The organism is Bacillus sp. FSL L8-0199, assembly GCF_038005705.1.
GTDB lineage: Bacteria > Bacillota > Bacilli > Bacillales > Bacillaceae_G > Bacillus_A > Bacillus_A cereus.
The window spans coordinates 5122116-5146843 of record NZ_JBBOTS010000001.1 but is presented as its reverse complement, the minus strand read 5'-3'; the positions used below and the strand labels follow the sequence as shown (position 1 = coordinate 5146843).

Below are 24728 nucleotides of genomic sequence, written 5' to 3'. Positions count from 1 at the left end.
AATTGAAAGCGTTAACACACAAAGAAAATAGTCGAAAAAGTGCTGATTTTAGTGGTTTTAAAAAGTTGGCACGCTAATTGCATTAATAAATAGCGTAAAGAAAAATAAATAAAACATAAATTTTTTATACTACACAAGGGGGATTTTCAAATGAATATTTTATTATGTTGCTCAGCAGGGATGTCTACAAGTTTACTAGTTACAAAAATGGAAGCGGCTGCAAAAGCTCGCGGTTTAGAAGGCAAGATTTGGGCTGTATCTGGGGATGCAGTAAAAACGAATATCGATCAAGCAGATGTATTATTACTAGGACCACAAGTTCGTTACATGCTTTCTTCAATGAAAACGCTTGCTGATGAGAGAAACGTTGGAATCGACGTTATCAATCCAATGCACTACGGCATGATGAATGGAGAAGCAGTTTTAGATCACGCATTAACACTTAAAAAATAATTAGGGGGGAAGCGAAATGCAAAAGTTTATTGCATTTATGGAGAAATATTTAGTTCCAATCGCAGGTAGAATTGGGTCGCAGCGTCACTTAGTTGCGATCCGTGATGGATTTATCGCAGTTATGCCTCTTATCTTAGTTGGATCATTTGCAATACTTGTTAATAACTTACCAGTGGATGCATTCCAAAAATTTATGAAAGGTGCATTCGGTGACGTTTGGAAAGATATCGGCGGTGGTATGTGGGCAGGTTCCTTCGCTATACTCGCCCTCATAGTCGCAGTAGGGATAAGTTATAATTTAGCGAAATCTTACGGCGTTGACGCATTGTCAGCAGCAATTATTACATTCGGTGCATTAATTATTATTTCTCCGACAACGCCAAAAGAAGGCGGTATTGATTTAGCGTGGACAGGATCACAAGGTTTATTCGTTTCTATCATTGTAGCTCTTCTTGTAACAGAGGCATTTAGGTTCTTCGTTCAAAGAGATATTACAATTAAAATGCCAGATGGTGTTCCACCAGCAGTAATGAAATCATTCGCAGCGTTAGTTCCAGCATTCGTTATTTTAATCGTAACAGCAAGTATTCAATTAGCAGTGAAATTAGCAGGAACAAGTATTCATAAAATCGTATTTGAAACAATTCAAGTACCATTACAAGGTTTAGCAGGTACATTACCAAGTGCAATTATTGTAGCGTTACTTATTCATGTATTATGGTTCTTCGGATTACATGGTCCTAATATCGTTGGTGGTATTATTGACCCGATTTATTTACCAGCATTAGAAAAAAATATTAAATTATTTAACGATGGTATGTCTGCATATGATGTACCACATATTTTCACAAAACCATTCTTTGATGTATATGTGTACATCGGTGGATCAGGTGCAACATTAGCATTCCTAGTAGCGGTAATGCTTGTTGCAAAAAGTGCGCAGCTTCGCGGTGTGGGGCGCGTATCTATCGGTCCTGGTTTCTTCAACATTAACGAACCAGTTATTTTCGGTACACCAATTGTATTAAACCCAGCGTTAATCATTCCATTCGTACTTACACCAGTTGTATTAGTAATTACTTCTTATACAGCAATTTCTTTAGGATGGGTGCCAAAAACAGTTGCTTTAGTTCCATGGACAATGCCACCAATCTTTAGTGGTTATCTTGTAGCGGGCGGAAGCATCGCTGGTGCAGCATTACAAGTAGTAAACTTTGCAATCGCGGTAGTAATTTACTATCCATTCGTATTAATGTGTGACCGTACTTATGTACAGGCTGCAAAAGCTGAAACAAAAGGAAGCGACAATTCAGTATCACTTTAAAAAATATTATTCTGGCGAGTTCCTATAGCTCGTCAGAATAATTACCTTTATATCATGTTCAAAAAGATGAAAAACATCTATATGAACACTAAACTATCATTAATAAATTCATACTTTAATAGACATGTTCAAACTGAAGGGGTATTTAAATCGGTTGAACCTTATAGAGAGGGCGGTAATTATGATGACTACAGCAGAACAAATTCCATTCCAATTGATTTTAAATAGTGGTAACGCACGAAGCTTTGCGATGGAGGCACTTCAATTTGCCAAACAGGGGAAAATGGCAGAAGCAGATGAAGCGATGGTAAAGGCAAAAGAAGCGATTAATGAAGCGCATCATTTCCAAACAGAGCTCATACAATCAGAAGCAAGAGGAGAAAAAACAGAGGTTAGTGTTCTTTTAATTCACGCACAAGATCATTTAATGAATGCGATTACAGTGAAAGAATTAGCAGCAGAGTTTATCGATCTTTATAAAAAGCTTGAAGCGAAAGGGGAATAAAGCATGACTGGAATTAAAATTGCTACAATCGGCGGTGGATCTAGTTATACACCAGAGTTAATTGAAGGATTTATTAAGCGTTATGATGAGCTTCCTGTTCGTGAAATTTGGTTAGTAGATATTGAGGCAGGAAAAGAAAAGTTAGAAATCGTTGGTAACTTAGCGAAACGTATGGTGAAAAAATCAGGCTTACCAATCGAGGTACATTTAACACTTGATCGCCGTGAGGCATTAAAAGATGCTGACTTCGTAACAACACAACTTCGCGTTGGTTTATTAGAAGCACGTGCAAAAGATGAAGCAATTCCGTTAAAGTATGATGTAATCGGTCAGGAAACGAATGGTCCTGGTGGTTTATTCAAAGCATTGAGAACGATTCCTGTTATTTTAGATATTTGTAAGGATATGGAGGAGCTCTGTCCAAATGCATGGTTAATTAACTTTGCAAATCCAGCTGGTATGGTAACAGAGGCTGTCCTTCGTTATACAAATATTCAAAGAGTAGTTGGTCTATGTAACGTTCCAATCGGAATTCGTATGGGTCTTGCAAGATTACTTGAAGTAGATGCAAGTCGTGTTCACGTTGATTTCGCAGGTTTAAATCATATGGTATACGGACTAGATGTATACTTAGATGGCGTAAGTGTAATGGACCGTGTGTTAGAGCTTGTGACAGATCCAGAAAAACAAATTACGATGGAAAATATCGCAGCGCTTAACTGGGAGCCAGACTTTATTCGCGGACTTCGTGCGATTCCATGTCCATACCATCGTTATTACTACAAAACACGTGAAATGTTAGAAGAAGAGAAAGAAGCTTCTGTTGAAAAAGGTACACGTGCAGAAGTAGTAAAACAATTAGAAAATGATTTATTTGAGTTATATAAAGACCCGAACTTAGATATTAAACCACCACAATTAGAAAAACGTGGCGGAGCTTATTATAGTGATGCAGCATGTAGCTTAATTACGTCTATTTACAATAATAAAGGTGATATCCAGCCTGTTAATACACGAAACAACGGAACAATTGCAAGCTTACCACATGATTCAGCTGTTGAAGTGAACTGTATTATTACGAAAGAAGGCCCAAAACCAATTGCAGTTGGAGACCTTCCAGTACCAGTTCGCGGTTTAGTACAACAAATTAAATCATTCGAGCGCACAACAATTGAAGCTGCTGTTACAGGGGATTATCATAAGGCGCTGCTTGCTATGACAATCAATCCACTTGTACCATCAGATAAAGTTGCAAAACAAATTTTAGATGAAATGTTGGAAGCACATAAAGAGTATCTTCCGCAGTTCTTCAAAAAGGTAGAGAAGTAAAAGCGGCGCTATTTAGCCCGCTTTTTTTATTCTATTAGGAGGTATTATGATGATTAAGTTAATTGTAAATGCAGATGATTTCGGTCTTACAGAAGGTACAAATTACGGCATTATTGATGGGCATATAAATGGACTTGTAAATTCAACGACGATGATGATGAATATGCCAGGAACAGAGCATGCGGTACGCTTAGCGAAAGAGTATAACCTACTCGGAGTAGGCGTACATCTCGTATTAACGGCAGGAGAACCACTGTTAAAGGATGTACCGTCACTCGTAGGGGAAAACGGATCGTTTCATAAACAAAGTGTTGTAAGGGAAGGGAATATAAATCCAGAAGAAGTTGAGAGAGAATGGACTGCTCAAATTGAGAAGTTTTTATCTTACGGATTAACACCAACTCATTTAGATAGTCATCATCATGTGCATGGTTTACCGATTTTACATGATGTTCTTGAGAGATTAGCGGCTAAATATAATGTTCCGATTCGTCGTTGTGAGGAAGATAGAGCGGTGCATCCATTTTCTGATGTGTTTTACAGTGACTTTTATGCGGATGGTGTGACGGAAGATTACTTTGTGAAGTTAAAAGAAAGAGTACAAGGTGAACAAACGGTAGAAATTATGGTTCATCCAGCTTATATTGATCCAGAGCTTGTGAAGCGTTCTTCTTACGTAATGGATCGTGTGAAGGAATTGCGTATTTTAACAGAGAGTGAGTTGCCAGAAGGCATAGAGCTTGTGAAGTTTTAATAGAAAAAACGACGGCTACATCATGCCGTCGTTTTTTCTATTTATAAAATGGACAGAATATATCCGCCAAAGGCTCCCAGTATAACGATAACCCAAGGTGGTGTTTTCCAAAAAGCTAGTAAGCAAAAAAGAAGCGAAGCGAAAACGAAATCTGAAGCATTTATAACTGTACTCGTCCAAATAGGATCGTAAAAAGCGGCAATTAAAATACCAACAACTGCGGCGTTAACACCAAGTAGTGCGCCTTGTATGAATGATATTTTTCTCACACTGTTCCAAAATGGTAAAACACCAATAACGAGTAAGAAAGCAGGGAGGAAAATCGCAATTGTTGCGAGTGTTGCCCCAAGCGTCCCGTTTAATACTGCTCCTATATAAGAGGCGAATGTAAATAGTGGTCCTGGTACTGCTTGTGTTAATCCGTATCCAGCTAGGAACTGTTCTTTCGTCATCATTCCGTTTTGTACGAACTCACCTTCAAGAAGGGGCAGCACGACGTGTCCTCCTCCAAATACAAGTGCGCCAGAGCGATAGAAACTATCAAATAAAGCGATGTAATAAGAAAACGGTCTTAATATCGGTAGCAGTAGTAATAGTCCAAAGAATAAGACGAGACAAGAAACTGCTATCTTTTTTGAAATAGGTACTTTTATATTTTGAGATTGGCTAATTGGTTGGTTGCGATATAAAAACCAACCGATAAAGCCACATATTATAATAAGGATGACTTGTGTCCAACTACTTGGCCATAATAAGGCAATTGCGGCAGTTACAATCGCAATCGTCGCACGGTTGCGATCTGGAGTTAACTTTCGCGCCATTCCCCATATGGCATGAGCGACAATAGCTACTGCTACAAGTTTTAGTCCATGAATCCAGCCAGCACTTCCAAGATCGAACTGATTAAGGAATGAGGCGAAGAAAACCAAAACAAGTACAGACGGTAAAGTGAATCCAATCCATGAAATAATAGCTCCTAATAGTCCGCCTCTTAATAACCCAACCCCCATACCGACTTGACTGCTGGCAGGACCAGGAAGGAATTGACATAGCGCTACTAAATCTCCATAGCTTCGTTCATCCATCCATTTTCTTTTTTGCACGTATTCGTGGTGAAAATAGCCGAGATGAGCGACAGGACCGCCGAATGAAGTAAGTCCTAATTTAAATGAGACGAGAAAAATCTCTAATAATGTGTGAAAGATGTGTTTGTTTTTTTTCAAAATAACCTCCTAGAATGTTTTTCTATGTGCATTATACAAGAGACTTTCAATCTACAGGAACGATTTTAATGTAAAGATTTTGTGAATCTTTTCTTTGTAATTAAAATTGAAAAAGTCATAAATGATTATGTCTAAACCATAAAGTAGTAGAAGTAGTGCTGGGAAATTTATATAAGGAGAATGCCTTATGACAACACATTTCTTTGCCAGGTTAACAGGTAAGAGGGAAGTGCCTCCTGTAAATACAGAAGCTTTTGGGGTAGCAGAGTTTATTTTTAGTGATGATTTAACGAAATTGCATTACAGAGTAATACTAAAAAATATAGAAAAGGTTACATCGTGTCAAATTCATTTAGGGAAGTCTACTCAAATTGGTCCTGTTGTTTTATATTTGTATGGTCCACTGGAGCAAGGGATTAGTTTGAACGAGGGAAGTATTACTGGTGTAGTGAATGTAGAGGATTTTGAGGGACCTTTACAAGGGAAATCATTTGTACATTTACTTCAAGAAATTATTCAAGCAAATGTATATGTTAATGTCCATACGAAATCACAAAAAAGAGGAGAAATAAGAGGGCGAGTTAGAAAAGTAAAGAAGTAGAGGAAAAGGCTGTCCATATGTTGGAACAGCCTTTTCTCATTATATAAGGTGCTAGTTTTAGCGATTATTGTCGGTAAATCGATATGTTTTGAAAATCGCTGATATAATCTGAGTTGCGCCGATATAACTCACGTTACGGTCGATATTTTTAAAAACGGCCTCAATTAATTTTTAACAGGCTGATTTTTAATAAAGAAGTCCATAACGTAAAATACTTCGTCATCAGGTATTTGTATTTCAAATGTATTTTCAATCGGTTGCAATGCTTTTTTTACTTTCATATACATCCAGTATTCATCTTGTCTTCTTTTCTCTTTATCAGGGTGAGGAAGAAGGCTTTCTCCTTTTTGAAGACGGTCAACCATACAGCTCATATGCAGAATAACCCCCATTAAGCTATCAGGAGTTAGCTGTAAGGAAATTAATTCTTGAATTGTATTTAATGCGTAACGAATTGTTTTAATAAGTAATGCCCCATCGTTACGCTGCATTTGTTGTTCAAGAATATCCGCCATTTTTGCATATGTTTCTTCATACGTAATTAATTCTTGAATGGGCTGAATCGCTGTGTAGTTTACGATGTCTTGGAAATGATATGTTAAGCACGGCACTTGCACATCGAAATTCGTGACGATACAAATGATATTACGCTCTTTTTTTATGTTCTCGATCATTTTCGTTAAATCTTTTTCATGGACGATACTAATCGGAATAATTTCAATTAAGTCTTTATCAAATCGTAAATAGTTCTCTAACATTTTTTGAATAGCTAAAGCACTTCCTTCACCAGTTAAACAAGCTGTTAAAATAACAGATTTCATTGGAGAGAGAGGTTTTTTCTTTTCTTCTTGTACGTTTAAGTAAAACGGTGTTAAATTTTTTACTGTTTCATACAGCGCATCTAATGAATAACCGAGCTGAGCTTTTCGAGCTGCTTCTAGTGCATGTGGTGTGCTCGTCATCGAGAGAACACGTACAGGGATTTTGAACTCCGTTTCTAATATGTCACCGATATAAGCAAGTGACCCCATATCGACAAGTAAGAGAAGCCCATTTACATTTTGTAGTGTTTTCATATACACTTTCACACGTTCCAAGAAATCTTTCGGTGATTCGTGTAACGGCATATCAATACCGGTTACTTCCTCAATACCGAGAAGTTCGTTTGCAACGTTTGCCATTTCAGTTGCGATGCCATTACCGTGTGCTAATATTAATACTTTTACTTCTGTTTGTGAGGCAGGAATTGGATCAACAACGAAGAACATTGTTAAAAAGCCAGCTTCATCAATAGGCATTGTTATTTGTAATTCTTCCTCCAGTAGTTGAATGCATTGCATAGCTACGGAAAAAGCTTCTTTATATTTCGTACGAATTTGATTTAATTGTGGGTGATGTATTTGTTTTCCGCTTTGTAAACGTTGTAGAGTTGTCTGTACATGTAAACTTAAAGCAAGAAATACTTTTTCATCAAACGTCTTAGATAAATGCTTTTCAGCAAGTTCCGCTATTTTTTCACATACGGAAACGATATTACGATCCACAATTTTAAAAACATTTTCATGGCTTGTTTTTTTGGATATTTGGTTAAAATATTGTACGAAAAAGCTTTGAACATCATTTTCTATTAGTAATTCTAATTCTTCCTCTTCAATACCACGTGCTTGAAGTTCTTCGTATTTATAATCAATATAATCGTAAATAGAAGAGCGTTTTTCATCTTCTGTTTTATGATTACTCCAACCTTCCTCACCTGTAAATACAAATGTTTCATTTGGTATTTGGTATAAGTGACGGCTCTTTCTTTCAATGAACAACCCTTCTTTCATATACCAAGGTAAATCTGTACTTGAAACATAGACAGAATCACGTTTCTTTGTGACCAAATCAGAATAGGCTTTCGCACATGCAATTTGAACATCTGTTTTTAATTGACCGATGTTATTGGGACAATTGTAAAAGACGAAAGCACGCATTGCATTTGGGCTAACGTGAATGTCTTTTCGCAGACGAATTGCTTCATTTGTGAAAAATAGCTGTAGTAAAGCAAAGCGCTCTTTATGTGTACGCTCACGAAGTGGTGGCAGCGTAACAGTCATCGGTATACGTCTTGTAAATGTTTTTAATAAAAATGAATTTGGTTCTTCTGTTGTTGCAGTAATGATTAATACTTGTGCTTTACGTTCGTTCTCTGTTTCTCCAAGGCGGCGGTATACTCCGCGGTCAATAAAGGTGAAAAGCATTTCTTGTCCCTCTGGAGGCAGGCGATGTACTTCATCTAAGAAAAGAATTCCTTCATGTGCTTTTTCAATTAACCCTTTTTGATCACTTGCTCCTGTATAAGCTCCTTTTTTAATCCCAAATAATTGCCCGAGTAGTAACTGGGGATTATTTGCATAATCAGCACAGTTAAAGACGATAAATGGTGCATCTTTGGGAAGCTGTTCAACTTCAATTGCATATTCGTGCATTAAAGAAGCAAACATAGACTTTCCGACCCCTGTTTCTCCCAGTAGTAAAGTATGCATACCGTTTGGAGGATAGAGAATAGAAGCTTTCGCTTTTTCAATTGCAATTTTAAGGCTCGTATTTTCAATTGCAAATGTATCCAATGAAGTTATGTCTTTTGAATGCGTTTCCAACGAAGTGTTCGTTTCTATGTAAAAACGAACAGGTCGCGTATTTGTTTTTAATAAACGTTTATCTTTTACAAGTTTGTTTAAATCGCTACTTACATTGGCGCGATCTAGTTGCAGAAATGTAGCGAGTTCTGATGCGGTTACACCTTCTGTATAATTGCCTTTTTGTATTGCGTTAAAAATGAGATCTATTCGTTTCATTTCTATTCACCTCGAAACTTCATCACTATTTAAAATTTTACACAAAAATGGGAAGGGTGGGAAGAGAAAAATAAAACAGCTTTAGCACATAGGCACTAAAGCTGTTACAATCTTGTGTCTTTCCAAAAATTTACCTTGAGATGAGAAGAAGGATTATAGGGAAGAAGTTTGTATCCTTGTGACTGTAAGTAATCAATTACTTTTGGCAGTATTTGTACGGTTACACTCGAATCATGCATTAAAATGACTTCGACTTGTTCATCACTTTGATTACGTACTCTTTCGAGTATGGCAGAAGGATTGTCATAGCTTTTCCAGTCGTATGTATCGATCGTCCAATCCCACATTTTATACTGGGCCGATACAAGTGCGTCACGGTAATTCTTCTTTAAATAAGGCATACTACCATATGGAACGCGAACGAGATGTGTATTTAATTTCGTAACTTGCTGGACAATGCTTTGTGTTTGCTCCATTTCTGCAATTAAAGTGGAAGGGTCACCAGTGTAAAGGCGTTTTACATCATGTGACATACTGTGAAGTCCGATATAATGTCCGTCTTTAATTAATCGTTGCATTGTCTTTTTATAATGTGGTACTTTTCCACCAATAACAAAGAAAGTTGCTTTTCCGTTCTTTTCTTTTAAGATGTTTAAAATTTGTGTAGTATATTTGTTTGGTCCGTCATCAAATGTTAAGTACGCAATTTTTTGTGTAGGAGAAGTTGTTTCAGTATTTGGATGATATTCAGCAGGAATAACAGTTGTTGCTTCAGTATTAGATGATACGTACATAGTAATCGTTAAAAATAAAATAATACATTGAAATACTCGCTTGATCATAACATTCACCCTCAGTTTGACAATCAAGATGTAAAAAAGAAAACTTGATACTTTTCTTATTATGTATATCTTTCTCCAATAGAGGAACTCTCAAACAATCTATATTTTGGAAATATAAAATGAGAATAAAAAATAGCATCCTCTTATAAGAAAGAGGATGCTATTTGAATATTTCATAATTGAAAAGGCTATACTACAATTAGTCTTCGCGTTTTTTCACTTTTTTATAAAAGGAAATGATTGGTTTGTAGCGTTCATGTACAAGCCCGATTATTTCAGCGATGATTTCTGTGAAGAAAATCAAAGCGAAAAGAAGAATAATGGATAACCATAACGTTGCAGTAGTAAAAATAATGGCATTTACACTAAAGAAAATACCGAATGCGTATATAATTAGTACCGTTTTGCGATGAGAGAATCCCATTGCAAGTAAGCGGTGATGTAAATGCGATTTATCTGGTGCTGAAATAGGTTTTTTATTTACGATACGACGGATGATTGCAAATATCGTATCAAATATAGGTACACCTAAAATGATAATTGGAACGATAAAACTGAATAACGTTACACTTTTGTATAATCCAAGTAACGATATAACAGAAATACAGTATCCTAAAAATAGTGCTCCTGTATCTCCCATGAAAATTTTTGCTGGATGGAAGTTGTAGAATAAAAATCCAATTGTACTTGCTAATATAATTAATGCAAGTGGCAAGATAATAGCTGTTCCAGTACCCCATGGGCTAGTGAAGGCCATATATGCTAGCGTTGCAAGTACGATAGATGAAATCCCAGCAGATAATCCATCTAAGCCGTCAATTAAGTTGATTGCATTCGTAATACCTACAAGCCAAAATACTGTAATTGGATAAGCAAGCCATCCAAGTTCAGTATCCCCAATGAATGGGATATATAATACTTGCACTAATAATCCACTTTTTACAATCATAATGGCAACTAACAGTTGTCCACCGAATTTTACTCTCGCAGATAACTCGTACATATCATCTAAAATTCCGATGATTACAATGATAATTGCACCTAGCGTTATCGATAACATTCTTTGCTCATATAAGCCACCGACAACAAATCCTACAGCTACACCAATAAATATTGCTAACCCGCCAAGACGTGGCATAATCTTTTGGTGCACTTTACGTGCGTTTGGCTTATCTGTCGCTCCTATTTTAAAAGCTAATTTAATAACTAAAGGAGTAACGACAAGTACAGTGATGAAAGATGCCAAAATGGCATAAATCACTTGTGAGTCCATTAATACCCCACCCTTTATAGTCTAACGTAATTTTTTTTTTGAAAATATATTTATCTGAAAATTATGATGTTTGTTTACAGGCTCATAACATATGGTATCACAAAAAGATTAGAATTCAATCTTTTTTTCTTTTTACGGTTAATGGAAGCGAATAAAATATATGACAATTGTATATAGAATGTTGAATCATATAAGAAGGTTAATCGTACTGGACTTCGGAATGTGACATTTTCTCTTTTTCTTCGATAGTGAATACTTTTATTTCAGTATTATAAGTGTTGCACGTAGAAATGAGTAAGTCTCGTGTTAAAATGTGGGAATTTATTACACGTGACCTGGCAGCCTCATTCTCACTGATTAAGTTTTACTTTATAGTGCATTTAATTTTACAAAAACTTTAAAAAAAGTAAGGGAAGTAATTCATATAATGAAAAAGGAAAAGGGTTTTCTCATTTTTAACGTGAGAGGGGGAAGCGCAGGGAGAGTTCTATAGTTCATATCTTTTCTATTGTAAATTCCTGTGCGAAAAGGAAATGAAAATTACGATAGTAGGTACTGGATATGTTGGGTTGATTACAGGAGTAGGATTGGCAAAATTAGGGCATTCAGTTACATGTTTTGATATAGATGATGAAAAAATTGAACGGATAAAACAAGGGGATTTACCTATTTATGAGGTTAGATTACATGAATTAATAAATTATGCATATGAGAATAATGCTTTAACTTTTACATCAAATAAAGAAGAGGCATTTGATGATGTAGAGTTTATATTTATTGCAGTTGGAACACCGCCTTTATTAGATGGGACGGCAGATTTAACGTATATTCAGAGTGCTTGTAACGATATTGGATTATATGCGACGAACGATATTATTGTTGTTACGAAAAGTACAGTTCCAGTAGGTACAAATGATGTAATGAAGGGATGGATTGAGGAGAAGTTAAAAGGGAGGCATACAGTACATATCGTATCGAATCCAGAGTTTTTGCGTGAAGGTTCAGGTATTTATGATTTCTTTCATGGAGATCGTATTGTAATTGGAGCGGATAGTGAGGAAGTAGCAAGAAGAGTAGAGAGTTTGTATAGTGAATTATGTTTAGAAACGTATGTTACAGATATTAAAAGTGCAGAGATGATTAAATACGCGTCGAATGCCTTTTTAGCTACAAAGATTAGTTTCATTAATGAAATTTCAAATATATGTGAGAAGGTAGGCGCGAATGTATTGGATGTTGCCAAAGGGATGGGAATGGATAAGAGAATTGGTGCATCTTTTTTAAATGCGGGCATTGGCTACGGAGGGTCGTGTTTTCCGAAAGATACGAAAGCACTGGTACAAATTGCGGGAAATGTTGCTCATGATTTTCGTTTGTTAAAAGCGGTTATTGAAGTAAATAATAAGCAACAGCTGCTATTGATTGAAAAAGCGAAAAAAGTTATGAATATGAATAAAAAGCGGATTGCAGTTCTTGGCGCATCCTTTAAACCGAATACGGATGATATTAGAGAAGCATCATCTCTTATTATAATAGAAGCATTACTTAATATAGGTGCAGATATTGTTCTTTACGACCCAAAAGCAATTCAATATGTGAAAAATATATTTGGAGATGCTATACAATATAGTAGATGTATAGATGAATCGATTAGAGATGCGAGTGCGGTTTTTATCGTAACAGAATGGGAAGATATTCAAGCTTATCCGTTAGGAAAGTACGTACAACTTATGAGGGAGCCTATTTTATTTGATGGGAGAAATTGTTATACTGATGAAGATGTTAAGAAACAAAAGATAGATTATTACTCGGTGGGAAGAAAAAGTATTTGTAATAGAAAAGTTTCTGTTATGCGTTAAAAAGGGATGTACTCATGTATATTTTTATATGTCATAATAGAAGCTGTAATTAGTGAAAGAAAAGAGGCAATCACATGACTGAACGTTTAAAAGTAATGACAATTTTCGGGACACGTCCAGAAGCAATTAAAATGGCACCTCTTGTATTAGAGTTGCAAAAACACCCAGAAAAAATTGAATCGATTGTGACTGTAACAGCACAGCATCGCCAAATGTTAGATCAAGTATTAAGTATCTTTGGAATTACGCCAGATTTCGATTTAAATATCATGAAAGACCGCCAAACTTTAATTGATGTTACAACGCGTGGTTTAGAAGGTTTGGATAAAGTAATGAAAGAAGCGAAGCCGGATATTGTACTTGTACATGGTGATACAACAACAACATTTATTGCAAGCTTAGCTGCTTTTTATAATCAAATTCCAGTAGGTCATGTTGAGGCGGGCCTTCGTACGTGGGATAAGTATTCTCCATACCCAGAAGAGATGAATCGTCAATTAACAGGTGTAATGGCGGATCTTCATTTCTCACCAACAGCAAAATCAGCAACGAACTTACAGAAGGAAAATAAAGATGAGTCACGTATTTTCATTACAGGAAATACAGCGATTGACGCGCTACAAACGACTGTAAAAGAAACATATAGTCATCCTGTACTAGAGAAACTTGGGAATGATCGTCTTGTACTTATGACAGCTCACCGTCGTGAAAACTTAGGTGAACCGATGCGTAATATGTTCCGTGCAATTAAGCGTCTTGTTGATAAGCATGAAGATGTACAAGTTGTGTACCCTGTTCATATGAACCCTGTTGTTCGTGAAATAGCAAATGAAATTTTAGGTGAACATAACCGTATTCATTTAATTGAGCCGCTAGATGTAATTGATTTCCACAATGTTGCAGCTCGTTCATACTTAATGTTAACGGATTCTGGTGGTGTACAAGAAGAAGCTCCATCACTTGGGGTACCAGTTCTTGTTCTTCGTGATACAACAGAGCGCCCTGAAGGTATTGAAGCAGGTACGCTGAAATTAGCAGGAACAGACGAAGAGACAATCTTTGGTCTTGCTGATGAGTTGTTATCAGATAAAGAAGCCCATGATAAGATGGCGAAAGCATCTAACCCTTATGGTGATGGTCGTGCATCAGAGCGTATTGTAGAAGCGATTTTACAACACTTTAATAAGTAAATAAAAAGGCCCAATCGGATAGATTGGGCCTTTTTTTTTACGGCTGATTGCGCATAATCCACTCTGCATGAGCATTTGTAGAAGGTGGCGGATCAGTTGGTGTTTTATTTTGGTTTGTCTCTTTTTTTGTTTGTTCGTTAGAGTTAGAACTTGAATTTAAATCAGGATTTGAGTTGTTTTTTGTAGTTGGATTTTTTGCTTTTTCTCCTAATTCTTTTTCAATTTCGTTACGCACCGTTTCTACACTGATTGGATCTGGAAGGAAGTAATAAATACCGCCTATCTTTTTGTCTTCGCCTTCAAGCTTTAACGTTTGCATTGTAGAAGGATCAAATCCAGAAAGTTTATTGTAAAGAGCAAGTCCGTCTGAAATAGGAATGTCGGTTTTTATATATTTTCCAACGACAGCTGTTAAATCTTTAATTTTAAATACAGTAGAGGTGGAGTTTAGTTTATGAGCAACAGCGGCCAGTAATTGTCTTTGTCTAGCAGCTCGACCATAATCGCCATTTGGATCTTGCTTTCGCATACGGACGTAAGCAAGTGCTTCTTCACCGTTTAAGTTTTGCTGTCCTTGCTTAAATTGAATTTTTTTGTAGTAATCCACGTCAGAGCGCTCCCAGAAATCGAAGGGTACGTCAACGGTAACGCCACCAACAGCATCAACGATACCTTTAAAGCCTTGGAAATCAATTTTAATATAATGGTCTACAGGAACTTTTAGAAAGCCTTCGACAGTTTTGATTGCCATTTCTTCTCCGCCGTAAGCATGGGCAGCGTTAATTTTGTCTTCCTTATTTTTTCCAACAATTTTAACTCGAGAATCACGAGGAATACTCATAAGTGAAATCTTTTGCGTTTTTGGATTGACTGTTGCAAACATTAATGAGTCTGTACGACCATTTTGACCATCTGTCGCATAATCTTCTATACCCATAATGAGAATTGTAAAAGGTTCCTTTGTAATTTCTACATCTTGGTTTCTTAAATCTGATTTTTCACGAGTAAAACCACTATACATCCCCATAAGAGAAGAGTAAGAATTTAACACATAAACTCCTATGCTGCCAAATAAAAATGCGAAAATAAGGAAGAAGAAAAGTTTCCTTCTTCGCTTCTTTTTTATTCTGCTATTTTGGAGATGATAATAACGTTCTTCCATATATAATCTCCTTAGTTCGTTAGTTCATTTGTAGGGAAGTAATTCACTACATTAATCTTTGAAGGTGATAAATGGGTTATTCTTAGATAACATCTTGTTCTAAGTACAACATATCTCCTTCTGTAATTGTACATTTCCCGTTTGTTAATTCAATCATCCAATCTGTAAATGCTTGTTTGCCGTCTTCTTCTACATACGTATCAAATGTGACATTTTCTAGATAATGAATATCTTTAATGGCATATTTTGAATTGCGTAATTCATTTTCCACTTTGCCAAGTAATGTGTAATCAATCTCGGTTTGCATCACACGCATTAGTTTTCGCTGGACAACACCGACATGATTAACGCCTTCGCTTGTACACTTTCCATATGCACGAATTAATCCACCTGCGCCAAGTTTAATGCCACCAAAATAGCGTGTTACGACGACGACGGTATCTTTTAGTCCACGTTTTTTAAGTACTTCCAGCATTGGTACGCCAGCTGTACCGCTAGGCTCACCGTCATCATTTGCTTTTTGAATATGATCTTGTTCGCCAATTAAATAAGCGGAACAATTATGTGTTGCATTCCAATGTTGTTTTTTTATTTTTTGTATAAATTCTTGAGCCTCTTCCTCAGTTGTTGCTCGGCTAATATAACAAATAAATCTTGATTTTTGAATGACGATTTCGTGTTCGCCGTAGTCTTTGATTGTTAAATATTGTAATAGCACTTGTGTACGCCCCTATCTATCAAAATGACTAGTACTTTCCATTTTAAAAGCGAGCCTTTTTATATTCAAACATTTTTTCTAAATATGCTGAAGTTTTTGGTGAGTATTTTATCTTTTTGTTGTAATTTGTCGAGATGGTAGGTATAATTTCAACCGGCATTTTCATGTATGGATGCACCATTTGTAGTTTTCGTGTAAAATTAGGAAATAAAACTTTTTATAAGGCAGGTACGAAAATGAAAATAGCTATTGTTACTGATAGTACGGCATATATACCGAAGCAAATTCGTGATGAACTCAATATATATATGATTCCATTAAACGTTGTGTTTGGAACAGAATCTTATCAAGAAGAAGCTGAAATTTCAGCAGATGATTTTTATGTGAAAGTACGTGAACAAGAGGAACTTCCAAAAACTTCTCAACCAGCAATCGGAAAGTTTGTTGAGCTATATGAAGAACTAGCTAAAGATTATGATGCAGTTATTAGTATTCACCTATCAAGTGGAATTAGTGGTACATATCAAACATCAACGACAGCTGGACAAATGGTAGAGGGTATTGATGTATACACGTATGACTCTGAAATTAGTTGTGAAGTACAAGGATTTTATGTGCGTGAAGGTGCAAAGTTAGCAAGTGAAGGAAAGAACCCAAAAGAAATTATCGCTCGTTTTGATGAAATGAAGAAAACGATGGACGCCTATTTTGTAGTTGATGATTTACATCATTTACAGCGTGGTGGTCGATTGAATAGCGCGCAAGCTTTCATCGGCAGTCTGTTACAAGTGAAGCCAGTTTTATATTTTAGAGATAAAATCATTATTCCGTTTGAAAAGATTCGTACACGTAAAAAAGCATTAAAACGTATCATTGAAATTTTTGATGAGCAAGCAAGTAAAGGTGTACCTATGGAAGCAGTTATCATTCATGCGCAACGTGAAGAGGAAGCGAATGAATGGAAGAAAGAATTAGAAGCAAAATATCCTCACGTCACAATTCGTACAGGTTATTTTGGAGCTGTAATTGGTACGCACTTAGGTGAAGGTGCATTAGGTCTTGGATGGTATACGAAGTAATAAAGATATAAAAAGCTCTCTTTTTAAGAGGGTTTTTTTACGGGTATGTTACGTTTAGTTGACAAGTTAATATTTGGAAATGGTAAAATGTACGTAAAATAAAATAATGAGGAAAGTTTTATAACTTACTTTTTACAAGAAACTATATTATAATAGAAGAGAGGTGAAACATATGGAGCATAATTCTTGTTTATGTCCAAAGTTTGAGTCAGCTTTTACTCTGCTTAGTAAGAAGTGGACTGGCTTAATTATTAAATCTTTGCTTGAAGAGTCGAAACGTTTTAGAGAAATCGCAGATATTATCCCAAATATGAGCGATCGTATGTTGTCAGAGCGTTTAAAGGAATTGGAAAGCGAGGGCATTGTAGTTCGTAATGTCTATCCAGAAGTACCAGTTCGAATCGAGTATGGCTTAACTGACAAGGGAAAAGCGTTAGAAAGTGTTATGGATGAGGTCCAAAATTGGGCTGAGAAATGGATGAAGTAGTATTTCATTTGTATTCGTATTCGTATATTTAATAAAACGTAAGGGATTCCTTACGTTTTTTCTTTGTTTATAGAAGTGAGAAAAGTATATAAATTTCTACACATACATACAAAAATATACGCATTTTGCGCTAGAGCTACATATAATATTACATTTGTTTTACAAAAACGTAACATTAGCAAAAAAAATCCCGAATTATGGTATAAATTTTATAGGTTATATACGGAAAAAGAAAAAAGAAAGCGGTGTAAAAAATAAAATGAAAAAGCTAAAAATGACATCTTGTGCATTAGTTGCAGGATTAATGTTTTCTGGGCTAACACCAAATGTATTTGCAGAAGATAAAATTTCTGACGTGAAATCACAAATTAACACACAAAATGACACTTTACATAAACAACAACAAGAACGTGATGAATTACAAAAGCAAATGAATGACTTAAACAAAACAATTCAAGGTTTAGATAAATCTGTTCAAGAGAATGCTGCAAAGCTTGATGAAACAATGAAAAAAGTTTCTGATACTGAGCAATTAATTGAAAAGAAAAATAAAGATATTGCAGAATTACAAACAAAGATTGCAAAACGTGAAGAGCTATTAAGAAAGCGTTTAGTTGCACTTCAAGAACAACCAAATACGAACGTTGTAACAGAAGTTCTTGTAAACTCTAAAAACGTTGCAGATTTAGTTGATCGTTTAACTTCTGTTTCTAAAATTCTTGAGTCTGATGAAGATATCATGAAAACACAACAAGAAGACCAAGCTAGTGTGAAAAAAGATGTTGCAACGGTAAAAGAGAAACAAAAAGAATTAAAAGAAGCACAAGCTCAAATTGAAACTGCTAAGAAAGAACTTGACGCTGAAAAAGAGAAAAAAGCAACAGCAGTAAACGATTTAAGCGGTAAAATGGATACAGTTGTAACTTCAATGACAAGTACGGAAGGTCAATTGAAAGAGCTTGAGAAACAAGCACTGCAATTACAACGCATTGCAGAAGAAGAAGCACAAGCAAAAGCTGCACAAGAAGCTGCTGCTCAAAAACAAGCAGAGCAAGCTGCTAAAGCTGCGCAAGCTCAGCCAGCACAAGCACCTGCAGAGCAAGCTGCACCAGCAAACAATGGTGGACAAGCTCAAAAAGAAGAGCCTAAAAAAGAAGAACCAAAAAAAGAAGAGCCTAAGAAAGAAGCACCTAAACAAGAAGAGAAAAAGGCAGCTCCAAATGTGGGTGGCGTAATTGGTAAAGCACAAAGCTACTTAGGTTTACCATATGTTTGGGGAAGTGCATCCCCATCAAACGGTGGTTTTGATTGTAGTGGATTCATTTCTTACATCTTTGGTGTAGGTCGTCAAGACGTTAGGGGTTACTGGAACTCAGTTTCTAAAGTAGATAGCCCACAACCAGGAGACTTAGTATTCTTCCAAGGTACTTATAAAGCAGGTCCATCTCACATTGGTATTTATGTTGGTAATGGCCAAATGATTCATGCTAGTGATAAAGGAATTGCGTACGGTGATATTAACAGTTCGTATAACCAAAAACATTTCTTAGGATACGGTCGATTCTAGGATTTATAAAAGAATAAAAAAAGTGTATAAAGTCGATAGCTTACTATTTTATAAGTAGGTTATCGGCTTTTTTGAGTTTTTACGAGATGATGAGAAAGGTTTATAGTAGTGCTGGAGGTGATTGTTGATGGTAGCGGGGAAACAGTTGCTATTAGAAGAACTTTCTTCAGATTTACAGAGGAAATTAAACGATTTGAAAAAGAAGGGAGAGATTGTATGTGTACAAGGTGTAAAAAAGAAGAATTCTAAATATATGTGCCAACGCTGTGGAAATGTAGATCGGCGGCTATTTGCGTCGTTTTTATGTAAAAGGTGCAGTAAAGTGTGCACATATTGCCGGAAGTGTATAACGATGGGGAGAGTAAGTGAATGTGCTGTACTTGTTCGCGGGATTGCTGAAAGAAAGAGAGAAAAGAATTCAAATTTGTTACAGTGGAACGGGACGTTGTCTACTGGCCAGAATTTGGCGGCGCAAGGAGTTATAGAGGCTATTAAGCAAAAAGAATCATTTTTTATTTGGGCTGTATGAATAGCCGGAAATGAATACATAAAAGTTATGACTTAAAAACGCCAAATTACTTCGACGTTTTCATTATCGATATAAATCTTTTCTATAAAATTGTTGATTATAATTTGTTTTTCTTTAAACTCTAACGTTTCAAATAAATCATCTATCATAGTTAAAGTTACTTCATGAGAAATAGATTCTTCTTCGGAACGTTGTTGTTTAAGAAGGAGCTTTTCTTTTTCTAAATTAAGTTTTTCCATTTGCTGTTCTAAAAGGCTTTTACTTATGTTTGTAGTATTCATAAATAAATCAAGCAAACGTTCCATTTTCTTATCTATATCTTTAATTAGTTTTTCATAATTTACTTTTTTCTCTTTTTTATTAGTCTGTTTCTTTTCTTCGGTTAAACTTTTTAATTCAGAAATAACAACTTCTTCAAGTTTTTTTCTCGACCAGGTTTTATTCATACATCTTTCTTCATATTCAGCTGGGAATCTCTTTGCTCTACAAATGTAGTAATAATATCTTTTGGATTCAATATCCTTAGATTTACCTGTACTGTATGCCACATAATTCTCTCCGCAACAAGAACAGGTTATTAGACCAGATAACAGGCTTTGTTTAGCTTTATGGGCATTATGTCCCTTGTGACGTTTTAAAAGCGCCTGTACACGTTTAAACTGCTCTAATGAAATAATAGGTTCATGTTGACCTTCGTAGTCCTTCCCTGAAAAGGTTACACGCCCTATATATAATGTATTAGAAAGAATGTCCCTATATCTTCGAAATCTCCAAATAGTATAACCTTCCTCTTTTAAAACTTCCTGTACTTTAGTAATTGAATAATATTGCTCATATAAATCAAATGCTCTTTTAATATGATCAGCTTCATCTTTTTTTATTATTAATTGTCCATCTTGCCTTGTATATCCAGTTGGATCATAGTCACCACCATTACCTCTTAATCCTTTTTCAGCTCTTTTCAAATGTCCCATTCTCATACGTTCTGCAATTGTTTCACGTTCTAATTGGGCAAATACAGATAAAATACCAATCATTGCTTTACCGAATGGTGTAGAGGTATCTAATGTCTCTGTGATAGATACGAAATCCACATTGTTTTTTAAAAAATGTTCTTCAATTAATTCTAATGTATCTCTTTGAGAGCGTGATAGCCTATCTAATTTATATACAACAACTATATCTATACTTTTTAAATCGTTTAAAAGTTTTTTTATAGCAGGTCGTTCTAAATTAGAACCTGAATAACCACCGTCTATATATTCATCATAGACATCCCAATTTTTCGCTTTACAATATGCTCTTATCCGTTCTCTTTGAACTTCTATACTATAATTTTCAACTTGTTCCTGTGTACTAACACGAATATAGATAGCTGCTTTAGTCAAAATAATCACCTTTTACATTTAGAATTTAGCGTTAAGAGGTGCCATATACCAAACTAATTTTCCTTTTACTACAACAGGAGTGTGTTCTTGTGTTTTAGAATCATAAAATTGTGTTTTATATTCAGGATTATAACTTTCAGGTTCTAAAGTAATTCCATCTTGGAACTTATAAAATCTTTTTAGAGTTGCATCAAATCCATTAACCGCAACGGCAGCAATATCTCCATTTTTAATTTCAACATCTGGATCTATCAACGCTAACATATTTGGTGGTATTACTTTACTCATACTATCTCCCACTACTCTTAATAAAAAAGCATGAGGATGGCTATCAGTTATTTCAACTGGAACATTAATCCACTCTTCCACAGCAACCATTTCAAGTGGAGTTCCAGCAGATATTGCTCCAAGTAGTGGTACAGGCTTACAATTGTTTTCAATTTTTGGCTGGTTAGGTCTGATGTGAGTAACATTAGAATCTTTATCTTCGATGATGTCACTTTTTAAAATCCCAAAATGATCGGCTATTTTTTGAAGTGATCCCATTCTTGGTTCTTTTAGTCCTTTTTCCCAAGTTGATACTGCTTTATCTGAAACACCAGCTATTTCTCCGAATTCTTTTTGTGAAAGATTATGTTTATCCCTTAATTTTTTAATATTTTTTCCTATGCTCATTTTGGTGACCTCCGTCAACTTTATATCTATAATATTATACTAAAAGTAGAGTTTATTCAATATAAAGTCGAAAAAATTCTACTTTTAATTCTTAGAAATGGTATAAAAGTAGATTGATATAGTTTTTTCAGTGTTGACATTCTACTTTTAGTAGATTATTATGAGTTTACAAGCGAATAGAAACGAGGTGAAAGTGATGATTCTCACTATTAAACAAGCGCGATTACTAAAAGGTTTTACGCAAAGTGAAATGGCGCAACAGCTAAATGTCCATGTTCAAACGTATAGAAACATGGAAAATCATCCTGATGAGGTGACTGTAGGAAATGCAAAGAAAATTTGTGATTTGCTAGAAATTAGTTATGATCAAATTTTTTTTAATGTAGACTCTACTTTAAGTAGAGTTGGCGGTGGAGTCACTATTGAAATGTAGAAGGTGTATGAAATGATTATTAGAGAAGGTATTGAGGTAACTAGAATTACCTTAGATGGATATGAATTACCGATTCCAGAAGGGTATTCTGAATTTCTACTTCGTGCTGGATATTGGGGATACGGTGAAGAAGTAGAAAGAATTAATCGTGAAGAAATTTTGTCGAATTATGACAGGGAAGTTGTTCTGAAAGATGGTAAATTACGTACCATATTAACTTACAAAGGGAATAAAAAAGGAGCGTGACCAATCATGAATGGAGTATTTTCCGCAAGTAGATTAATGAAAGCATCTCAAGTACGTCAGCAATGTGCTGAGATGCGAAAGAGTCCAGCGTTATTACTTATTACTGAATTAGAAGCAAAGTGTCAGCTAAGGGAAATGAACCGTAAGGTTTCAGCTCGAAGGGAGGTGAGTTAATTGAAGGAAGTAACATTGGTTTTTAAATCAGGTGCAAAGGTTAGTTTTACAGCTGAACAATTTAAAACAATTACAAATGGATTTGGTTCTTTAACAAAAATTGAATATACAGGTGCAGCTACGAAGGTGCCATTCCACATTAGTGTGAGTAATATCGATGCAATATTTGTGGAAGACATTGGTGGAAAGGAATCTACTAAAGAACCTGATCATCCAATTAAAGATTTCTATGGTTGTGAAATTAAGCAAGATGATAAGTATTTTATGTTCGGACAGAATGCCGTACTTGAAGGGAATCTAACGAATTACTTAATTGCGGAACAAAGTGTTGAATGCTTTCGAGCTGTATAAAAGGAAAAACCGCCAGTTGGGGCTGACGGTCTAATAAAAACATATTTCTTGGTCATTATAGCATGAATTGATTTCGTGTAAAGGAGTGTAAAAGGATGGATAAGCAATTAATGCCTAAAACTGCATATCTAGTAAGGGTAGGTAATTTATTTATTAGCAATCCAGGTCCATTGGTAGTAACGAAGTTACCAAAAGAAGCAATGGAATTCGAATATGAAATATCAAAACAAGTAGCCAACGATGTTGGAGGAGAAGTTATCCGTAAAACAGTGGAATATGCCAGGGTGGTGGAATCCTAATGGATATTAAAGCGATTGAAGAATATGTACAAGCTGTACGTTTAGCGCAGAAAAGTGGCATTTTGGGTGTCTATAATGACCGAATACATGTCAAATATCAATTGTTTGAAGAACTCATAAATGAGCAAGGAAATCTTGAAGTAGTGAAACGTGATTGTTCGGAATATCCATTTGAAGCTACTTTCACCAAAAACGGTTTAATTTATTTTTCCCTTCACACTAAAGAGGAAATTAAAAATATATTTGGAGGTAATATTGATGAACTCATTACAAGCAATTGAATTAGCGGAAGTTGATGAATTACAGGATGCGGAGAAGCGATTTGAAATTAGTGATTTAGAAGGCCTTAATTGGGCATTTCGTAAATTGACTGCACTTAAAGCGGAAGAAAAGAAAATTACAACGTTGGCAAATGTTGAACGTGATCGTATTGCACAATGGGAGCAAAAAGAATTAAAGCCTATCCACGATAGTATTAGTTTCTTTGAAAGTCATATCCATCGTTACCATGCGGAACAACTTGCAGCGGATCCAAAACAGAAAACAATTAGTACGCCTTACGGTAAATCGAAAACTCGTAAGAGTAAGGAAACGCCGGATAAAGGTGATGAAGCATTACTTTTAGATTATGTCATTCAAAATGACCTTGCTGAGTACATCAAAAATAGTGTGAAATGGGCTGATTTAAAGAAGACACTCAAGATTGTAGAAATCAGCGGTGAAAAGGTTGTTATCGATGATACAGGTCAAATTGTTCCAGGCGTTACAGTTAAACCTGAGTCTATCTCTTATAGTGTGGAGGTTTAAAAAATGGCTAAAGTAAAAATTGAAGTAGATGTAGATTGGTTAGATGAAGACGAGAATCTTGATGATGTAATCAAAAGTAAGGTTATCTCGGGCTTACAGGACAGATTGATTCAAAAAGTAGAACAAAAGGTTTTATCGAAAATTGAACGTGAAGCTGAAGAAAAAGCAAATGAGGTTGTAGATACTTTTATTCATGGAGCCTTAGAAAAGAAAATCGATGAATTAAAAATACCATATAAGAAAAATGGTTGGGGATCAGAAGTGGAATTAATACCGATTAGCGAGTTTATTGGTATGAGATATGAACGTTACCTAACAGAAAAAACGCTTGATGAACATGGCCGAGAGGCTAAGTATTCAAGCGATAGAAAGTTATCTATAAGTGAGTATTTCATTCAAAATTATCTTGCTAAGGAGCTTACTTCTAAAGTTAGCACGATGATTCAAACTGCAAGAAAAGATGCAGAAGAAACAATAGTCAAGGCGCTTGAAAACAATCTGAAAGAACAGTTATCCGTTGATATTATTCAAAGGCTTAATATCCCACAAATGTTGGAGAGTCTGCAAAATAAAGCTACAGAATTGGATATTAAAGAATAGGTTTGGAAAAGGAGCGTAAA

27 protein-coding genes and 1 pseudogene are annotated in these 24728 nt (G+C 35.5%); 20 read left to right on the top strand and 8 right to left on the bottom strand.

Annotation, left to right across the window (positions count from 1 at the left end; translation table 11 throughout):
- Positions 1-150 precede the first annotated feature (150 nt).
- From NST86_RS26720 to chbG, 5 genes are all read left to right on the top strand, one after another.
- The gene (locus NST86_RS26720; RefSeq protein ID WP_001023569.1) at positions 151-453 is read left to right on the top strand and encodes a PTS sugar transporter subunit IIB; all 303 of its coding nucleotides are present in this window, start codon (positions 151-153) and stop codon (positions 451-453) included.
- Between the two features lie 16 nt (positions 454-469).
- Entirely contained in the window at positions 470-1777 is a 1308-nt protein-coding gene (gene celB, locus NST86_RS26715) for a PTS cellobiose transporter subunit IIC (RefSeq protein WP_149214742.1), read from the top strand.
- A gap of 181 nt (positions 1778-1958) precedes the next feature.
- Positions 1959-2282 (top strand): PTS lactose/cellobiose transporter subunit IIA, encoded by a 324-nt coding sequence (locus NST86_RS26710; RefSeq protein ID WP_000989055.1) that lies wholly within the window; start codon positions 1959-1961, stop codon positions 2280-2282.
- 3 nt (positions 2283-2285) lie between these two features.
- Positions 2286-3611: a 6-phospho-beta-glucosidase gene (celF, locus tag NST86_RS26705; protein WP_000145762.1), complete on the top strand. Its 1326-nt coding sequence runs from the start codon at positions 2286-2288 to the stop codon at positions 3609-3611.
- A gap of 49 nt (positions 3612-3660) precedes the next feature.
- Positions 3661-4365, top strand: coding sequence for a chitin disaccharide deacetylase (gene chbG / locus NST86_RS26700; protein ID WP_000593496.1), 705 nt, complete (start codon positions 3661-3663; stop codon positions 4363-4365).
- 41 nt (positions 4366-4406) lie between these two features.
- On the opposite strand, the gene NST86_RS26695 is transcribed toward chbG, so the two are convergent.
- Positions 4407-5588, bottom strand: a complete 1182-nt coding sequence (locus NST86_RS26695) for a chromate transporter (protein WP_000739648.1) — start codon at positions 5586-5588, stop codon at positions 4407-4409.
- A 187-nt stretch (positions 5589-5775) separates the two neighbouring features.
- Between NST86_RS26695 and exsM the strand changes: the two genes are divergently transcribed.
- A complete protein-coding gene (gene exsM, locus NST86_RS26690) occupies positions 5776-6189 on the top strand; it encodes an exosporium regulatory protein ExsM (RefSeq protein WP_000207046.1) in 414 nt (137 codons plus the stop codon).
- Positions 6190-6353: 164 nt separating this feature from the next.
- On the opposite strand, the gene NST86_RS26685 is transcribed toward exsM, so the two are convergent.
- The 3 genes from NST86_RS26685 to NST86_RS26675 form a co-directional block, all read right to left on the bottom strand.
- Positions 6354-9029, bottom strand: coding sequence for a PRD domain-containing protein (locus tag NST86_RS26685; protein WP_000820967.1), 2676 nt, complete (start codon positions 9027-9029; stop codon positions 6354-6356).
- 104 nt (positions 9030-9133) lie between these two features.
- Positions 9134-9871, bottom strand: a complete 738-nt coding sequence (locus NST86_RS26680) for a polysaccharide deacetylase family protein (RefSeq protein ID WP_000597149.1) — start codon at positions 9869-9871, stop codon at positions 9134-9136.
- A 199-nt stretch (positions 9872-10070) separates the two neighbouring features.
- Positions 10071-11144 carry a glycosyltransferase family 4 protein gene (locus tag NST86_RS26675; RefSeq protein ID WP_000378318.1) on the bottom strand — a complete coding sequence of 358 codons (1074 nt, stop codon included), beginning with the start codon at positions 11142-11144 and terminating at the stop codon, positions 10071-10073.
- Positions 11145-11677: 533 nt separating this feature from the next.
- On the opposite strand from NST86_RS26675, the gene NST86_RS26670 reads away from it, so the two are divergent.
- On the top strand, positions 11678-13003 hold the full coding sequence (locus NST86_RS26670; RefSeq protein WP_000704933.1) for a UDP-glucose dehydrogenase family protein: 1326 nt from the start codon (positions 11678-11680) through the stop codon (positions 13001-13003).
- 74 nt (positions 13004-13077) lie between these two features.
- Entirely contained in the window at positions 13078-14193 is a 1116-nt protein-coding gene (gene wecB / locus NST86_RS26665; RefSeq protein ID WP_000140145.1) for a non-hydrolyzing UDP-N-acetylglucosamine 2-epimerase, read from the top strand.
- 37 nt (positions 14194-14230) lie between these two features.
- Here wecB and NST86_RS26660 read toward each other — a convergent pair whose 3' ends face one another.
- Both NST86_RS26660 and NST86_RS26655 read right to left on the bottom strand, forming a co-directional pair.
- On the bottom strand, positions 14231-15355 hold the full coding sequence (locus tag NST86_RS26660; RefSeq protein ID WP_000392806.1) for an LCP family protein: 1125 nt from the start codon (positions 15353-15355) through the stop codon (positions 14231-14233).
- A gap of 82 nt (positions 15356-15437) precedes the next feature.
- Positions 15438-16073, bottom strand: a complete 636-nt coding sequence (locus NST86_RS26655; protein WP_000926672.1) for a YigZ family protein — start codon at positions 16071-16073, stop codon at positions 15438-15440.
- A 236-nt stretch (positions 16074-16309) separates the two neighbouring features.
- Between NST86_RS26655 and NST86_RS26650 the strand changes: the two genes are divergently transcribed.
- The 4 genes and pseudogenes from NST86_RS26650 to NST86_RS26635 all read left to right on the top strand — a co-directional run.
- Positions 16310-17152 (top strand): DegV family protein, encoded by an 843-nt coding sequence (locus NST86_RS26650; RefSeq protein ID WP_000684725.1) that lies wholly within the window; start codon positions 16310-16312, stop codon positions 17150-17152.
- Positions 17153-17324: 172 nt separating this feature from the next.
- Entirely contained in the window at positions 17325-17639 is a 315-nt protein-coding gene (locus NST86_RS26645; RefSeq protein ID WP_000400857.1) for a winged helix-turn-helix transcriptional regulator, read from the top strand.
- Between the two features lie 154 nt (positions 17640-17793).
- Positions 17794-19206 (top strand): C40 family peptidase, encoded by a 1413-nt coding sequence (locus tag NST86_RS26640; protein WP_227593296.1) that lies wholly within the window; start codon positions 17794-17796, stop codon positions 19204-19206.
- A gap of 127 nt (positions 19207-19333) precedes the next feature.
- Positions 19334-19732 (top strand): annotated as a pseudogene (locus NST86_RS26635) (DNA/RNA helicase); the annotation flags it as partial.
- A gap of 35 nt (positions 19733-19767) precedes the next feature.
- Here the strand turns inward: NST86_RS26635 and NST86_RS26630 are convergent.
- Together NST86_RS26630 and NST86_RS26625 are read right to left on the bottom strand one after the other, a co-directional pair.
- Complete coding sequence (locus NST86_RS26630) at positions 19768-21132, bottom strand: recombinase family protein (protein ID WP_340934697.1); 1365 nt, start codon at positions 21130-21132, stop codon at positions 19768-19770.
- A 9-nt stretch (positions 21133-21141) separates the two neighbouring features.
- Entirely contained in the window at positions 21142-21798 is a 657-nt protein-coding gene (locus tag NST86_RS26625; protein WP_340934696.1) for a LexA family protein, read from the bottom strand.
- Positions 21799-21994: 196 nt separating this feature from the next.
- Here NST86_RS26625 and NST86_RS26620 point away from each other — a divergent pair, with 196 nt between their 5' ends.
- From NST86_RS26620 to NST86_RS26585, 8 genes are all read left to right on the top strand, one after another.
- A complete protein-coding gene (locus tag NST86_RS26620) occupies positions 21995-22231 on the top strand; it encodes a helix-turn-helix transcriptional regulator (RefSeq protein ID WP_340934695.1) in 237 nt (78 codons plus the stop codon).
- A 12-nt stretch (positions 22232-22243) separates the two neighbouring features.
- The gene (locus NST86_RS26615; RefSeq protein WP_340934693.1) at positions 22244-22477 is read left to right on the top strand and encodes a hypothetical protein; all 234 of its coding nucleotides are present in this window, start codon (positions 22244-22246) and stop codon (positions 22475-22477) included.
- A 6-nt stretch (positions 22478-22483) separates the two neighbouring features.
- Complete coding sequence (locus tag NST86_RS26610; protein ID WP_340934691.1) at positions 22484-22651, top strand: hypothetical protein; 168 nt, start codon at positions 22484-22486, stop codon at positions 22649-22651.
- On the top strand, positions 22652-23002 hold the full coding sequence (locus NST86_RS26605; RefSeq protein ID WP_340934689.1) for a YqaI family protein: 351 nt from the start codon (positions 22652-22654) through the stop codon (positions 23000-23002). It abuts the gene before it with no gap.
- A 95-nt stretch (positions 23003-23097) separates the two neighbouring features.
- Positions 23098-23301 carry a hypothetical protein gene (locus NST86_RS26600; RefSeq protein ID WP_340934687.1) on the top strand — a complete coding sequence of 68 codons (204 nt, stop codon included), beginning with the start codon at positions 23098-23100 and terminating at the stop codon, positions 23299-23301.
- A complete protein-coding gene (locus tag NST86_RS26595; protein ID WP_340934685.1) occupies positions 23301-23582 on the top strand; it encodes a hypothetical protein in 282 nt (93 codons plus the stop codon). Before NST86_RS26600 ends, NST86_RS26595 begins: the two co-directional genes overlap by 1 nt.
- Positions 23560-24108, top strand: coding sequence for a host-nuclease inhibitor Gam family protein (locus tag NST86_RS26590; protein WP_340934683.1), 549 nt, complete (start codon positions 23560-23562; stop codon positions 24106-24108). Before NST86_RS26595 ends, NST86_RS26590 begins: the two co-directional genes overlap by 23 nt.
- Positions 24109-24111: 3 nt before the next feature.
- Complete coding sequence (locus NST86_RS26585) at positions 24112-24708, top strand: hypothetical protein (RefSeq protein ID WP_153602928.1); 597 nt, start codon at positions 24112-24114, stop codon at positions 24706-24708.
- Positions 24709-24728 lie beyond the last annotated feature (20 nt).